Genomic DNA, 14,571 nt, shown 5'->3' with positions numbered 1-14,571 from the left:
CGCCTGGCGCCGGGCGACCTTGGGAGGGACGCGTGGGACCGTCGACGGCGTACAGCGGAGGCCCGGATGACCGGTAGCCGTACCGGCCGCCCGCCCGTGCGGCGGGCCGTACGCGGACCCGTCGTACCCGGGCCCCCGCGCGAGAACCCCCTGCGCACCCTGGTCACCCGGGCGCGCAGGGCCTGGGACCGGCCGCTGACCGCGTACTACCTGATCCTCGGCGGCAGCGCGCTGATCACCGTGCTGGGCCTGGTGATGGTCTACTCGGCCTCCCAGATCACGGCGCTGCAGATGTCGCTGCCGGGCTCCTACTTCTTCCGCAAGCAGCTGCTGGCCGCCGGGATCGGCTGCGTGCTGCTGCTGGCGGCCTCCAGGATGCCGGTGAAGCTGCACCGCGCCCTGGCCTACCCGATCCTCGCGGGCGCCGTCGTCCTGATGGCCCTGGTGCAGGTACCGGGGATAGGGGTCGCGGTCAACGGCAACCAGAACTGGATCGCCCTCGGCGGCTCCTTCCAGCTCCAGCCCAGCGAGTTCGGCAAGCTCGCGCTGGTGCTGTGGGGCGCCGATCTGCTCGCCCGCAAGCAGGACAAGCGGCTGCTGTCCCAGTGGAAGCACATGCTGGTGCCGCTCGTCCCGGCCGCCTTCATGCTGCTCGGGCTGATCATGCTCGGCGGCGACATGGGTACGGCGATCATCCTGACGGCGATCCTTTTCGGCCTGCTGTGGCTGGCGGGGGCGCCGACCCGGCTGTTCGTCGGCGTGCTGTCGATCGCCGCGCTGCTCGGCGCGATCCTCATCCGCACCAGCCCCAACCGCATGGCCCGGCTCACCTGCCTCGGCGCCACCGAGCCCCAGACGGGACCGGTCGACTGCTGGCAGGCGGTGCACGGGATCTACGCCCTCGCCTCCGGCGGAATTTTCGGTTCCGGACTTGGTGCGAGCGTGGAGAAATGGGGCCAACTGCCCGAAGCGCACACGGACTTCATCTTCGCCATCACCGGTGAGGAACTGGGCCTGGCGGGGACACTGTCGGTGCTCGCCCTGTTCGCGGCTCTAGGCTATGCGGGTATCCGCGTGGCCGGACGCACGGAGGACCCCTTCGTCAGGTATGCCGCGGGAGGCGTGACCACCTGGATCACGGCCCAGGCCGTGATCAACATCGGTGCGGTGCTCGGTCTGCTGCCGATCGCCGGAGTCCCGCTCCCGCTGTTCTCCTACGGGGGATCCGCCCTGCTGCCGACCATGTTCGCCATCGGGCTGCTGATCGCGTTCGCGCGTGAGGACCCCGCTGCACGGATGGCGCTTGCCATGCGGCAACCCCGCTTTGGTAGAAAGCGGAACGGGGGTTCACAGCGGCCCCGCAGATGGAACACGATGCGACGGCGTGCCCCGGTGGCGCGTTCGTCCGGAGAGCGGTGAATTTCGGTGCATGTCGTACTCGCCGGCGGAGGAACCGCGGGCCACATCGAGCCCGCGCTCGCCCTCGCGGACGCCCTGCGCAGGCAGGATCCGACCGTGGGCATCACGGCCCTGGGCACGGAGCGCGGCCTGGAGACCCGTCTCGTACCCGAGCGCGGGTACGAACTGGCGCTGATCCCCGCCGTACCGCTGCCGCGCAAGCCCACCCCCGAGCTGATCACCGTTCCGGGCCGGCTGCGTGGCACCATCAAGGCGGCCGAGCAGATCCTGGAGCGCACCAAGGCGGACGCCGTGGTCGGCTTCGGCGGCTACGTCGCCCTGCCCGGCTACCTCGCGGCCAAGCGGCTCGGCGTGCCGATCGTGATCCACGAGGCCAACGCCCGGCCCGGACTGGCCAACAAGATCGGCTCCCGGTACGCCGCCCAGGTCGCCGTCTCCACGCCCGACAGCAAGCTGCGCAACTCCCGTTACATCGGCATCCCGCTGCGCCGCTCCATCTCCACCCTGGACCGGGCCGCCGTGCGCCCCGAGGCCCGCGCCGCGTTCGGGCTCGACCCCAATCTGCCCACGCTGCTGGTCTCCGGCGGCTCGCAGGGCGCCCGTCGGCTCAACGAGGTGGTCCAGCAGGTCGCTCCGTGGCTCCAGCAGGCCGGGATCCAGATCCTGCACGCGGTCGGCCCGAAGAACGAACTGCCGCAGGTGCACCAGATGCCGGGCATGCCCCCCTACATCCCGGTAAGTTACCTGGACCGGATGGACCTCGCGTACGCCGCGGCCGACATGATGCTCTGCCGCGCGGGCGCGATGACCGTCGCCGAACTCTCCGCCGTCGGGCTCCCGGCCGCCTACGTCCCGCTGCCCATCGGCAACGGCGAACAGCGGCTCAACGCCCAGCCGGTGGTCAAGGCCGGCGGCGGACTGCTGGTCGACGACGCGGAGCTGACGCCCGACTGGGTCCAGCAGAACGTGCTGCCCGTGCTCGCCGACCCGCACCGGCTGTACGAGATGTCCCGCGCCGCCGCCGAGTTCGGCCGCCGGGACGCCGACGACCTGCTCGTCGGCATGGTGTACGAGGCGATCGCCGCCCGTGCGCATCGTTAGACGCGTTTGACGGAAGGCAGGCAGCCATGGCCGGATCGACCACCGCCGAGCGTGGTGAACGCAAGCGGGAGTCGTCCGGCCCGCCGCCGCCCGTCCGGCGGCTCGGACGGCGACAGGTTCGTCGGATCATCGCATCGGCCGTCGTCCTGGTGTTCCTCGGCAGCGGGGCGTTCTGGCTGCTGTACGGGTCGGACCTGGTGCGCGTGGAGCGCGTATCGGTGTCGGGGACCCGGGTCCTGACGCCCGCGGAGGTGCGCGAGGCCGCCGACGTCCCCCTCGGGGAACAACTGGTCTCCGTCGACACCGACGCGATCGAGGCGCGGCTTTCCGAGGCACTGCCCCGGATCGACACGGTTGATGTGGTCCGTTCCTGGCCGAGTGGGATCACGCTGAAAGTGACGGAACGCACCGCTGTCCTCCTCGTCCACAAAGGCGGGAAATTCATCGAAGTGGACGAGGAGGGTGTCCGGTTCGCCACGGTTTCCAAGGCCCCCAAAGGGGTACCGGCGCTGAAAATGACCGTTTCCAGGAGCGGTTCCGCGGCGGCGAGCCTGCGCCGCTTCGGCGAGGACCGGCTGACCCGGGAGGCGGTGCGGGTGGCCGGCGCGATCCCGGCCTCCGTGGCGCACGCCACCCGCAGCGTCAAGGTCCGTTCCTACGACGACATCTCGCTGGAACTGACGGACGGCCGTACGGTCGACTGGGGAAGCAGTGAGAAGGGCGCCGAGAAGAGCCGTACTCTCACCGCACTGATGAAAGCGGAGCCCGGCGCGCGGCACTTCGACGTCAGCGTGCCCACGGCCCCGGCGTCAGCGGGGAGTTGACGCACATCAGCGCAGGCCAGCACCCTGGTTGGGCAGCGCTACGGCTGATCACATAGGGTGAAAAGAAAAACGGGAGGTTCGGCGTGTTCGTTGAACGGGCGCCACTTGTCGACTTAGTGTCCTGTTCAGAAGACTCCAGGGAACGGACACACTGGTAACCCTAAACTTCAACGTTAGGGTTCGGGTCGGCGCTACGGACCGTCCCATTCGGCATCAGTCGTCGGAACGCGGGGGCAGCAGTGCTTCAGCGGTCGGACGACACGTAACTCGAGGCGAGAGGCCTTCGACGTGGCAGCACCGCAGAACTACCTCGCAGTCATCAAAGTCATCGGTGTCGGCGGCGGTGGTGTCAATGCCATCAACCGGATGATCGAGGTCGGTCTCAAGGGCGTCGAGTTCATCGCCATCAACACCGACGCGCAAGCCCTGTTGATGAGCGACGCCGACGTCAAGCTCGACGTCGGCCGTGAACTCACCCGCGGACTCGGCGCCGGAGCCAACCCGGCCGTCGGCCGCAAGGCCGCGGAAGACCACCGCGAGGAGATCGAGGAGGTCCTCAAGGGGGCCGACATGGTCTTCGTGACGGCCGGCGAGGGCGGCGGCACGGGCACCGGCGGCGCGCCCGTCGTGGCCAACATCGCCCGCTCGCTCGGCGCCCTCACCATCGGCGTGGTCACCCGCCCGTTCACCTTCGAGGGGCGGCGTCGCGCGAACCAGGCCGAGGACGGCATCGCCGAGCTCCGCGAAGAGGTCGACACCCTCATCGTGATCCCGAACGACCGGCTGCTGTCCATCTCGGACCGTCAGGTGTCGGTTCTCGACGCCTTCAAGTCGGCGGACCAGGTGCTGCTCTCCGGTGTCCAGGGCATCACCGACCTCATCACCACGCCCGGCCTGATCAACCTGGACTTCGCCGACGTCAAGTCGGTCATGTCCGAGGCCGGGTCGGCCCTCATGGGCATCGGCTCGGCCCGCGGCGACGACCGCGCGGTGGCCGCAGCCGAGATGGCCATCTCCTCGCCGCTCCTCGAAGCCTCCATCGACGGCGCCCGCGGCGTGCTGCTCTCCATCTCCGGCGGCTCCGACCTCGGTCTGTTCGAGATCAACGAGGCCGCCCAGCTGGTCAGCGAGGCGGCCCACCCCGAGGCCAACATCATCTTCGGTGCGGTGATCGACGACGCCCTCGGCGACGAGGTCCGGGTCACCGTGATCGCGGCCGGCTTCGACGGCGGCCAGCCGCCTGCCAAGCGGGACAACGTCCTCGGCTCGTCCTCGGCCAAGCGCGAGGAGCCCGCCCCGGCGCGGCAGCCGGAGAGCCGCCCGTCCTTCGGCTCGCTCGGCAGCGTCACGCCGAAGGAGGACCCGGAGCCGCCGGCGCCGGAGCCGGTGCGCGACATCCCGGCCGTCCAGCCGCCGGTCCCGCCGTCGCGGACCTACGACAGCCCGGTCGAGGAACTGGACGTACCGGACTTCCTGAAGTGATAGGACGGCGCGAGAGCGTGAGCGGCGCGCACTTCGCCTTCACCGACCGGTGGGGCGGGGTGAGCGCCGCTCCGTATGAGGAGCTCAACCTCGGCGGAGCCGTCGGCGACGACCCCGGCGCCGTACGCGTCAACCGCGAACTGGCCGCCAAGTCGCTCGGCGTGGACCCGGCCCGGGTGGTCTGGATGAACCAGGTGCACGGGGCCGACGCGGTCGTGGTCGACGAACCCTGGGGCGAGAGCCCGGCCCCCGAGGTCGACGCGATCGTCACCGCGCGGCGCGGACTCGCCCTCGCGGTGCTCACCGCCGACTGCGTGCCGGTACTGCTGGCCGACCCGGTCGCCGGAGTCGTGGCCGCGGCCCACGCGGGCCGGCCCGGCATGACCGCCGGGGTCGTTCCCGCCGCCGTACGGGCCATGACGGAACTCGGCGCCGACCCCGCGCGGATCGTCGCCCGCACCGGGCCCGCCGTCTGCGGCCGGTGCTACGAGGTGCCGGAGGCGATGCGCGACGAGGTGGCCGCCGTCGAACCGGCGGCGCACGCCACCACGAGCTGGGGAACACCGGCGGTCGACGTGGCCGCGGGCGTGCACGCGCAGCTCGAACGGCTCGGGGTGCGCGACCGGGAGCAGTCGCCGGTGTGCACGCTGGAGTCGGCTGATCACTTCTCGTACCGCCGCGACCGCGCCACCGGGCGGCTCGCGGGCTACGTGTGGCTGGACTGATGGGACATGACGGACCGTAAGGACGAACTCGCCGCGAACCTGGCGAAAGTGGAAGAGCGGATCGCCGCCGCGTGCGCCGCCGCCGGACGCGGGCGGGACGAGGTGACCCTGATCGTGGTCACCAAGACCTACCCCGCGGACGATGTGCGGATCCTGTCCGGACTCGGGGTGCGTCATGTGGCCGAGAACCGGGACCAGGACGCCGCCCCCAAGGCGGCCGAATGCGCGGACCTGCCCCTTACCTGGCACTTCGTCGGTCAACTTCAGACCAACAAGGTGCGTTCTGTGGTGGGTTACGCCGATTTCGTGCAGTCCGTCGACCGTTCCCGGTTGGTGACGGCCCTCTCCAAGGAGGCCGTGCGGGCCGGACGTGAGATCGGCTGTCTGATCCAGGTGGCGCTCGACGCCGGCGCGAGCGGCCGGGGTGAGCGCGGAGGTGTGGCGCCCGCAGGTGTCGCGGAGTTGGCCGACATGGTCGCGCGGTCCGAGGGGCTGAGGCTCGGCGGACTGATGACCGTCGCCCCGCTCACCGGGGAGTACGCGGGACGCGAACAGGCGGCCTTCGAGCGGTTGATGGATTTGTCGACCGACCTGCGCCGGACCCATCCGGCTGCGAACATGGTCTCGGCAGGGATGAGTGCGGACCTCGAACAGGCCGTGGCCGCCGGAGCGACACATGTGCGCGTCGGCAGTGCGGTACTCGGAGTCCGCCCCGGGCTCGGGTAACGTCGCCAAGAAGTCGGACCACAGCAGAAAATATGGTCAGTTCCGCCGAACAGCGGACATAAAGACCCAGTGGATCGCGGGCACTTGGCGGTCGTCAGCGGATCCACCACAGAGCGGAGGACTAGGAGCATGGCCGGCGCGATGCGCAAGATGGCGGTCTACCTCGGCCTCGTGGAGGACGATGGGTACGACGGCCGCGGATTCGACCCAGACGACGACTTCGAACCCGAACTCGACCCGGAGCCCGAGCGGGACCACCGGCGGCACGAGCCGTCGCACCAGCCACACGTCTCACACCAGCCCCAAAGGGACGAAGAGGTACGAGTCGTCCATCCTCCCGCGCCGCGCGAACCGATCGCCCGATCCGCTTCGCTCCCCGCGGAATCGCCACGCCCGGCGCGGATCGCGCCCGTGGCATCCATCACACAAGAACGCGCGAGCCTGGAGAAGAACGCACCGGTGATCATGCCCAAGGTCGTGTCGGAACGAGAGCCTTACCGGATCACCACGCTTCACCCCCGGACCTACAACGAGGCCCGTACCATCGGGGAACACTTCCGTGAGGGCACGCCGGTGATCATGAACTTGACCGAGATGGACGACACGGACGCGAAGCGACTTGTCGACTTTGCGGCCGGTTTGGTGTTTGGTCTTCACGGCAGCATCGAGCGGGTGACGCAGAAGGTGTTCTTGTTGTCGCCTGCTAACGTCGATGTCACGGCGGAGGACAAGGCCCGCATCGCAGAGGGCGGGTTCTTCAACCAGAGCTGAGACGCAGGACCGGACCAAGAGCGGTACAGGGGAGAGGGAAAAGCAGGCCATGAGCGTGTTCGCGCAGGTGATCTACATCGCGCTGATGGTGTTTCTCATCGTGCTGATCTTCCGTTTGGTCATGGATTATGTGTTCCAGTTCGCCCGCTCATGGCAACCCGGCAAGGCGATGGTGGTCGTCCTGGAGGCCACTTACACTGTCACCGATCCACCGCTGAAGCTTCTGCGGCGGTTCATCCCGCCGCTGCGTCTCGGGGGCGTGGCGCTAGACCTGTCCTTCTTCGTACTGATGATCATCGTCTACATCCTGATCTCAATCGTGGGCAATCTCGCGAGGTGACTGTGGACGATACGGTCTTGCCGACTGCCGATGACTACGTTGAGGTGAAGAGATGCCGTTGACCCCCGAGGACGTGCGGAACAAGCAGTTCACGACCGTCCGCCTCCGAGAAGGCTATGACGAGGACGAGGTCGATGCCTTCCTCGACGAGGTCGAAGCCGAACTGACGCGCCTGCTCCGCGAGAACGAGGACCTGCGCGCCAAGCTGGCCGCGGCCACGCGCGCCGCTGCCCAGAACCAGCAGAACATGCGCAAGCCCCCTGAGCCGCAGGACCAGCAGCAGCAACAGCAGGGGCCGCCCCAGGGCATGCCCCAGCAGGGGCCGCCTCAGGGCATGCCCCAGCAGGGCATGCGAGGTCCCGGCGCTCCGGTGCCCGCCGGCATATCGGGCCCGCCGCAGCAGCAGATGGGTGGCCCCATGGGTGGTCCGCCCCAGCTGCCGAGCGGTGCTCCTCAGCTGCCCGCCGGCCCCGGCGGACAGGGCGGCCCGCAGGGTCCCGGCCCCATGGGTCAGGGTCACGGGCCGATGGGCCAGGGCCCGATGGGTCAGGGCCCGATGGGTCAGGGCGGTCCGATGCAGGGGCAGATGGGTCCTGGTGGCCCGATGGGCGGACCCATGGGCGGTCCCGGTATGCCCGGTCAGGGCGGCCCGGGTATGCCCGGTCAGGGCGGTCCCGGTGGTGACAGCGCCGCGCGCGTCCTGTCGCTGGCCCAGCAGACCGCGGACCAGGCGATCGCGGAGGCCCGTTCCGAGGCCAACAAGATCGTGGGCGAGGCGCGTTCGCGTGCCGAGGGTCTCGAGCGGGACGCCCGTGCCAAGGCGGACGCCCTGGAGCGGGACGCGCAGGAGAAGCACCGCGTCGCGATGGGCTCCCTGGAGTCCGCCCGCGCCACGCTGGAGCGCAAGGTCGAGGACCTGCGCGGCTTCGAGCGCGAGTACCGCACGCGGCTGAAGTCCTACCTGGAGTCGCAGCTGCGCCAGCTGGAGACCCAGGCGGACGACTCGCTCGCCCCGCCGCGCCAGCCCGCCAGCTCCGCGCCGTCGCTGCCGCCGTCCCCGGCGCCCTCGATGGCTCCCGCCGGTGCCGGTGCGCCGTCCTACGGCGGCAACCAGACGATGGGTGGCGCTCCCGGCGGTCAGGGCGGCCCCTCCTACGGTGGCGGTCAGCAGCAGATGCAGCCGGCGATGACCCAGCCGATGGCGCCGGTGCGTCCGCAGGGCCCGTCGCCGATGGGTCAGGCTCCCTCGCCGATGCGCGGCTTCCTGATCGACGAGGACGACAACTGACGGCCCTGTGGCCATGAGTACGGCGTAGCAGTCGGCAGCGTTCAGGGCGGGGCCCGGGTTCACGAACCCGGGCCCCGCCCTTTCGCTGTGCGTGTTCATGGGGGTGCGGCGTTTGTTCGGGCTTGGGTGCGGTGTCCGACGTACGCAATGCCGAAGGCCCGGGTCCGCCAAGATTTTTCTTGGCGGACCCGGGCCTTGCGTGTGGGGGAGAGGACCCGCGCCCCTTAAGGGGCGCGGGGAACTGCGCGACCAGCCAAGGACTACCCGCAGCCGCAGGGGACACCTCGCGTGGCAGACGCAGCGCCCCCCCAGCGACGTCCTACGCCTTCCGCAGGCGGAACGTCAGCGACAACCCCTCGTCGGTGAACGGGACACCGTACGTGTCGTCCGCCTCACCCTGAGCGAAGTCGGTGGCGAGGACCTCGTCCGCGATCAGTCCCGCATGCTCCGCCAGCGCGGCGACGGTCGCCGGCTCCGTCGCCGTCCAGCGCAGGGCGATCCGGTCGGCCACGTCGAGGCCGCTGTTCTTGCGGGCCTCCTGGATCAGCCGGATCGCGTCCCGCGCGAGCCCCGCGCGGCGCAGCTCCTCGGTGATCTCCAGGTCGAGGGCGACCGTGGCACCGGCGTCGGACGCCACCGACCAGCCCTCGCGCGGGGTCTCCGTGATGATCACCTCGTCCGGGGCCAGGGTGATCGTCTCACCGTCGACCTCCACCGAGGCCGTGCCCTCGCGCAGCGCCAGGGAGAGCGCGGCGGCGTCCGCGTTCGCGACCGCCTTGGCCACGTCCTGGACCCGCTTGCCGAACCGCTTGCCCAGCGCACGGAAGTTGGCCTTCGCCGTGGTGTCCACCAGCGAGCCGCCCACCTCGGACAGCGACGCCAGCGACTCGACGTTCAGCTCCTCCGTGATCTGCGTGTGCAGCTCGGGGTCGAGGGTGTTGAAGCCGCCCGCCGCGATCAGCGCGCGCTTCAGCGGCTGGCGGGTCTTCACGCCCGACTCCGCGCGGGTGGCCCGGCCCAGCTCCACGAGCCGGCGCACCAGCACCATCTGCTTCGACAGCTCGGGGTCGATGGCGGACAGGTCGGCCTCCGGCCACGCGGACAGGTGCACCGACTCCGGGGCGCCCGGGGTGACCGGGGCGATCAGGTCCTGCCAGACCCGCTCGGTGATGAACGGGGTCAGCGGGGCCATCAGCTTGGTGACCGTCTCCACTACCTCGTGCAGCGTGCGCAGCGCGGCCTTGTCGCCCTGCCAGAAGCGGCGCCGGGAGCGGCGGACGTACCAGTTCGACAGGTCGTCGACGAACGCGGAGAGCAGCTTGCCGGCGCGCTGGGTGTCGTACCCCTCCAGCGCCTGGGTCACCTGGTCGGTGAGCGCGTGCAGTTCGGAGAGCAGCCAGCGGTCCAGGACCGGGCGGTCGGCCGGGGCCGGGTCGGCCGCCGACGGCGCCCAGTTCGACGTACGGGCGTACAGGGCCTGGAAGGCGACCGTGTTCCAGTACGTCAGCAGCGTCTTGCGGACGACCTCCTGGATGGTGCCGTGGCCCACCCGGCGGGCCGCCCACGGCGAACCGCCGGCCGCCATGAACCAGCGGACCGCGTCCGCGCCGTGCTGGTCCATCAACGGGATCGGCTGCAGGATGTTGCCCAGGTGCTTGGACATCTTGCGGCCGTCCTCGGCGAGGATGTGACCGAGGCAGACGACGTTCTCGTACGACGACTTGTCGAAGACCAGGGTGCCGATCGCCATCAGCGTGTAGAACCAGCCGCGGGTCTGGTCGATGGCCTCGCTGATGAACTGCGCCGGGTAGCGGGCCTCGAACAGCTCCTTGTTCTTGTACGGGTAGCCCCACTGCGCGAACGGCATCGAGCCCGAGTCGTACCAGGCGTCGATGACCTCCGGCACGCGCGTGGCCGTCTTGCCGCAGCCGCCCTGCGCGCACGCGAAGGTGACCTCGTCGATGTACGGGCGGTGCGGGTCGAGCCCCGACTGGTCGGTGCCGGTCAGCTCGGTGAGCTCCGCGCGGGAGGCGACGACCGTGAGGTGGTCGTCCTCGCAGCGCCAGATCGGCAGCGGGGTGCCCCAGTAGCGGTTGCGGGAGAGGGCCCAGTCGATGTTGTTGTTCAGCCAGTCGCCGTAGCGGCCGTTCTTGACCGTGTCCGGGAACCAGTTGGTGTTCTCGTTCTCCTGGAGCAGCCGGTCCTTGATGGCGGTGGTGCGGATGTACCAGGACGGCTGCGCGTAGTAGAGCAGCGCGGTGTGGCAGCGCCAGCAGTGCGGGTAGCTGTGCTCGTACGGGATGTGCTTGAAGAGCAGGCCGCGCTCGTCGAGGTCGGCGGTGAGCTTCTCGTCGGCCTTCTTGAAGAAGACGCCGCCGACCAGCGGGACGTCCTCCTCGAAGGTGCCGTCGGGGCGGACCGGGTTGACCACGGGCAGGCCGTAGGAGCGGCAGACCTTGAGGTCGTCCTCACCGAAGGCGGGGGACTGGTGGACGAGGCCGGTGCCGTCCTCGGTGGTGACGTAGTCGGCGTTCACCACGTAGTGGGCGGGCTCCGGGAAGTCCACGAGCTCGAAGGGGCGCCGGTACGTCCAGCGCTCCATCTCGGCGCCGGTGAAGGACTGGCCGGTGGTCTCCCAGCCCTCGCCGAGGGCCTTGGCGACCAGCGGCTCGGCGACGACCAGCTTCTCCTCGCCGTTCGTGGCGACGACGTAGGTGACCTCGGGGTGCGCGGCGACGGCCGTGTTGGAGACCAGGGTCCACGGGGTCGTCGTCCAGACGACCAGCGCGGCCTCGCCGGCCAGCGGTCCTGAGGTGAGCGGGAAGCGGACGTAGACGGACGGGTCGACGACCGTCTCGTAGCCCTGCGCCAGCTCGTGGTCGGACAGGCCGGTGCCGCAGCGGGGGCACCAGGGGGCGACGCGGTGGTCCTGGACCAGCAGGCCCTTGTCGAAGATCTCCTTCAGCGACCACCAGACGGACTCGACGTACTCCGGGTCCATGGTGCGGTAGGCGTCGTCGAGGTCGACCCAGTAGCCCATGCGGGTCGTCAGCTCGGTGAAGGCGTCGGTGTGCCGGGTCACCGACTCGCGGCACCTGGCGTTGAACTCGGCGATGCCGTACGCCTCGATGTCCTGTTTGCCGGAGAAGCCGAGCTCCTTCTCGACGGCCAGCTCCACCGGGAGGCCGTGGCAGTCCCAGCCGGCCTTGCGGGCGACGTGGTAGCCGCGCATGGTGCGGAAGCGGGGGAAGACGTCCTTGAAGACGCGGGCCTCGATGTGGTGGGCGCCGGGCATGCCGTTGGCGGTGGGCGGGCCCTCGTAGAACACCCATTCGGGGCGGCCCTCGGACTGCTCCAGGCTCTTGGCGAAGATCTTCTGCTCGCGCCAGAACTCGAGCACCGCGTGCTCGAGGGCGGGCAGGTCGACCTGGGCGGGTACCTGGCGGTACGTCGGCGTTGTCATCAGCGGGCTTCCTCCGGCGGACTTGCTGCCTTCCGTCCGGAGGGACGAGAGCTGTGTCGATCCCTGCGCCGCCGTCGGCGCGCTCCCGCGGTACCACCCTCCTTGGCCCCCCGGTGCGTCGTGTGCTCCGGTGAGCCCCCTCATTGGGGTCGCGATGCCGGTTCTACCGCCCCGTACAGGGGTTTCTTCCGGCGGCTCCGGGGTGATCTTCACGTCGCGCTCGCCCCCGGGCTCACACCGTCCCCGGGTCGCTCTGGGCTGCGTACGCCGCTACTCGTCCCCATCCACGCTTTTCGCTCCGCCCAGTGTACGGCGCGGCGGGGACAGCGGCCGACCGGATTTCCGTTCGCCGTACGACCCGGCGTACCTCGAATGGCGAAGTGCGCCCGTCCGGATCCCGGGACGTCCGTGTCGGTGGCATACCCGGCGGGGAGCTGGGCACAACGCATGCAGGTTCGCCGCGCGGCGTCCGCGGGGCGAGGGAATCGGGCGGTGCGCCCCGTTGCCGCGGGACTCGAGTCGATTTATCGTCCCAGCACGATTCGCGCGCAAGATCACAATATGTGAAGGGGCCGCGGCCATGGTGGCGAAGAAGACCGCCGTACAGCAGCCGGCACCGTCCGGCAGGTCCGGGGCCGCCGCCGGCGGCGGGGCCGAGAGGGCGGGTGGGACGGCCGGAGCCGCGACGGCGGCGAAGGCACCCACGCGGACCGCGGCGGCGACGAAGAAGGCGACGGGCACGAAGACGGGGTCGCCCGCCAGGAAGGCGGCGGGGAAGACGGCGGCGCGGACAGCACACGACGGCGAGCCGGTGGCATCGAAGCCCCCCGCCGGAACACCCACGAGAAAGATCGCGGCCAGGAGGACACCCGCGAAAAAGACCACCGCGCGGAAGCCGCCCGTCGAGGAGGCACCCGCGAAAAAGACCACCGCGCGGAAGCCGCCCGTCGAGGAGGCACCCGCGGAAAAGGCCACCGCGCGGAAGTCGCCTGTCGAGGGGGCGTCCGCCGGGAAGGCCGCGGCGAAGAAGCAGGCCGCCAAAAAGGTGGCCGCCGAGGCGGTGGTGCCTGGTGGGGGCGCGGTGGGGAAGAAGGTGCCGGGGAAGGGCGCCGTCCGGGAGGCGGCTTCCGCGGGCTCTCGGGAGGCCGGGCCCTCGGGGAGCGGGGCCGGTGGGCCCGTACAGGATGTGGCCGGGCACAGCACGGCCGATGACGCGGGCGCGGTGGATGCCGCGGCGCAGACGGGAGTGACGACGGTGGGTGCGAAGAAGACTCCTGGCACGGCCACGGCGGCGAAGAGCCCCGTACCCAAGGCCCGGATCGGCGCGGCGGAGCCGGGCGACCTCGCGGTGCGTCCGGGGGAGGAGCCCTGGACTCCGGAAGAGGTCGAGGAGGCGCGGGCCGAGCTGACGTCCGAGGTGCTGCGGCTGCGCGAGGAGATCACCTCCTCCGAGCAGTCGCTGGCCGGCCTGATGCGGGACTCCGGCGACGGCGCGGGCGACGACGACGCCGACACCGGCACCAAGAACATCACGCGCGAGCACGAACTCGCGCTCGCCGCGAACGCGCGCGAGATGCTCACCCAGTTCGAGCGCGCCCTCCAGCGCCTCGACGCCGGTACCTACGGCCTCTGCGAGAACTGCGGCGACCCCATCGGAAAGGCCCGTATGCAGGCCTTTCCCCGGGCCACCCTGTGTGTCGAGTGCAAGCAGAAGCAGGAGCGACGGTACTGATCGGCGGGCTCGCGGGGCGTGCCGTACCCTCGTCCTTCAGTCAGGTACCTAGGTTGAGGGACTCACGTGGCAGAGGCGGAGCGCATCATCGGTACGCCGGACACCCCGGACGCGGACCGGGAGGAGCAGGAACGGGCCGACACCGGGACAACGGCGGCGGAGGCCGAGCGGCCCCGCGGCAAGCGGCGGATCGCCGTGCTGTTCGCCGTCGCCGTGTTCGCGTACGCCCTCGATCTGATCAGCAAGATGATCGTGGTCGCCAAGCTGGAGCACCACGAGCCCATCGAGATCATCGGGGACTGGCTGCGCTTCGAGGCGATCCGCAACGCGGGCGCGGCCTTCGGTTTCGGCGAGGCCTTCACCGTGATCTTCACGGTGATCGCCGCGTCCGTGATCGTGGTGATCATCCGCCTCGCCCGCAAGCTCTACAGCCTGCCCTGGGCGATCGCGCTGGGCCTGCTGCTCGGCGGCGCCCTCGGCAACCTCACCGACCGGATCTTCCGCTCGCCGGGCGTCTTCGAGGGCGCGGTGGTCGACTTCATCGCGCCCAAGCACTTCGCCGTGTTCAACCTGGCGGACTCGGCGATCGTGTGCGGCGGCATCCTGATCGTGCTGCTGTCGTTCCGGGGTCTCGACCCGGACGGCACCGTCCACAAGGACTGAACGCGCGTACGGGGTTGTCGGACCCGTCCGGCATACT

12 protein-coding genes are annotated in these 14,571 nt (G+C 70.3%); 11 read left to right on the top strand and 1 reads right to left on the bottom strand.

Annotated elements, in window-relative coordinates; genetic code table 11:
* The first annotated feature begins 66 nt into the window (after positions 1-66).
* From ftsW to AMK33_RS32380, 9 genes are all read left to right on the top strand, one after another.
* Positions 67-1,419, top strand: coding sequence for a putative lipid II flippase FtsW (ftsW, locus tag AMK33_RS32420; RefSeq protein WP_073936568.1), 1,353 nt, complete (start codon positions 67-69; stop codon positions 1,417-1,419).
* Positions 1,420-1,425: 6 nt separating this feature from the next.
* On the top strand, positions 1,426-2,520 hold the full coding sequence (gene murG, locus AMK33_RS32415) for an undecaprenyldiphospho-muramoylpentapeptide beta-N-acetylglucosaminyltransferase (RefSeq protein WP_073936567.1): 1,095 nt from the start codon (positions 1,426-1,428) through the stop codon (positions 2,518-2,520).
* 26 nt (positions 2,521-2,546) lie between these two features.
* Positions 2,547-3,344 carry a cell division protein FtsQ/DivIB gene (locus AMK33_RS32410; RefSeq protein ID WP_073936566.1) on the top strand — a complete coding sequence of 266 codons (798 nt, stop codon included), beginning with the start codon at positions 2,547-2,549 and terminating at the stop codon, positions 3,342-3,344.
* Positions 3,345-3,632: 288 nt separating this feature from the next.
* On the top strand, positions 3,633-4,826 hold the full coding sequence (ftsZ, locus tag AMK33_RS32405; RefSeq protein ID WP_030858954.1) for a cell division protein FtsZ: 1,194 nt from the start codon (positions 3,633-3,635) through the stop codon (positions 4,824-4,826).
* On the top strand, positions 4,823-5,551 hold the full coding sequence (gene pgeF / locus AMK33_RS32400) for a peptidoglycan editing factor PgeF (RefSeq protein WP_073936565.1): 729 nt from the start codon (positions 4,823-4,825) through the stop codon (positions 5,549-5,551). The genes ftsZ and pgeF overlap by 4 nt, the downstream gene beginning before the upstream one ends.
* Before the next feature lie 6 nt (positions 5,552-5,557).
* Positions 5,558-6,277: a YggS family pyridoxal phosphate-dependent enzyme gene (locus AMK33_RS32395; protein ID WP_073936564.1), complete on the top strand. Its 720-nt coding sequence runs from the start codon at positions 5,558-5,560 to the stop codon at positions 6,275-6,277.
* A gap of 129 nt (positions 6,278-6,406) precedes the next feature.
* Complete coding sequence (locus AMK33_RS32390; protein WP_073936563.1) at positions 6,407-7,048, top strand: cell division protein SepF; 642 nt, start codon at positions 6,407-6,409, stop codon at positions 7,046-7,048.
* Between the two features lie 49 nt (positions 7,049-7,097).
* Positions 7,098-7,388, top strand: coding sequence for a YggT family protein (locus AMK33_RS32385; protein WP_004932337.1), 291 nt, complete (start codon positions 7,098-7,100; stop codon positions 7,386-7,388).
* 52 nt (positions 7,389-7,440) lie between these two features.
* On the top strand, positions 7,441-8,676 hold the full coding sequence (locus AMK33_RS32380; RefSeq protein WP_073936562.1) for a DivIVA domain-containing protein: 1,236 nt from the start codon (positions 7,441-7,443) through the stop codon (positions 8,674-8,676).
* A gap of 319 nt (positions 8,677-8,995) precedes the next feature.
* Here the strand turns inward: AMK33_RS32380 and ileS are convergent, their stop codons facing one another.
* A complete protein-coding gene (ileS, locus tag AMK33_RS32375; protein WP_073936561.1) occupies positions 8,996-12,139 on the bottom strand; it encodes an isoleucine--tRNA ligase in 3,144 nt (1,047 codons plus the stop codon).
* A gap of 580 nt (positions 12,140-12,719) precedes the next feature.
* Between ileS and AMK33_RS32370 the strand changes: the two genes are divergently transcribed.
* Both AMK33_RS32370 and lspA read left to right on the top strand, forming a co-directional pair.
* Entirely contained in the window at positions 12,720-13,871 is a 1,152-nt protein-coding gene (locus tag AMK33_RS32370; protein WP_073936560.1) for a TraR/DksA family transcriptional regulator, read from the top strand.
* Between the two features lie 66 nt (positions 13,872-13,937).
* Positions 13,938-14,534 carry a signal peptidase II gene (gene lspA, locus AMK33_RS32365; protein ID WP_073936559.1) on the top strand — a complete coding sequence of 199 codons (597 nt, stop codon included), beginning with the start codon at positions 13,938-13,940 and terminating at the stop codon, positions 14,532-14,534.
* Positions 14,535-14,571: the final 37 nt, after the last annotated feature.

It is taken from the genome of Streptomyces sp. CB02400 (assembly GCF_001905725.1).
Lineage (GTDB): Bacteria > Actinomycetota > Actinomycetes > Streptomycetales > Streptomycetaceae > Streptomyces > Streptomyces atrovirens.
The sequence above is the reverse complement of the archived record's forward strand: the minus strand, read 5'-3'. Positions and strand labels throughout refer to the sequence as shown.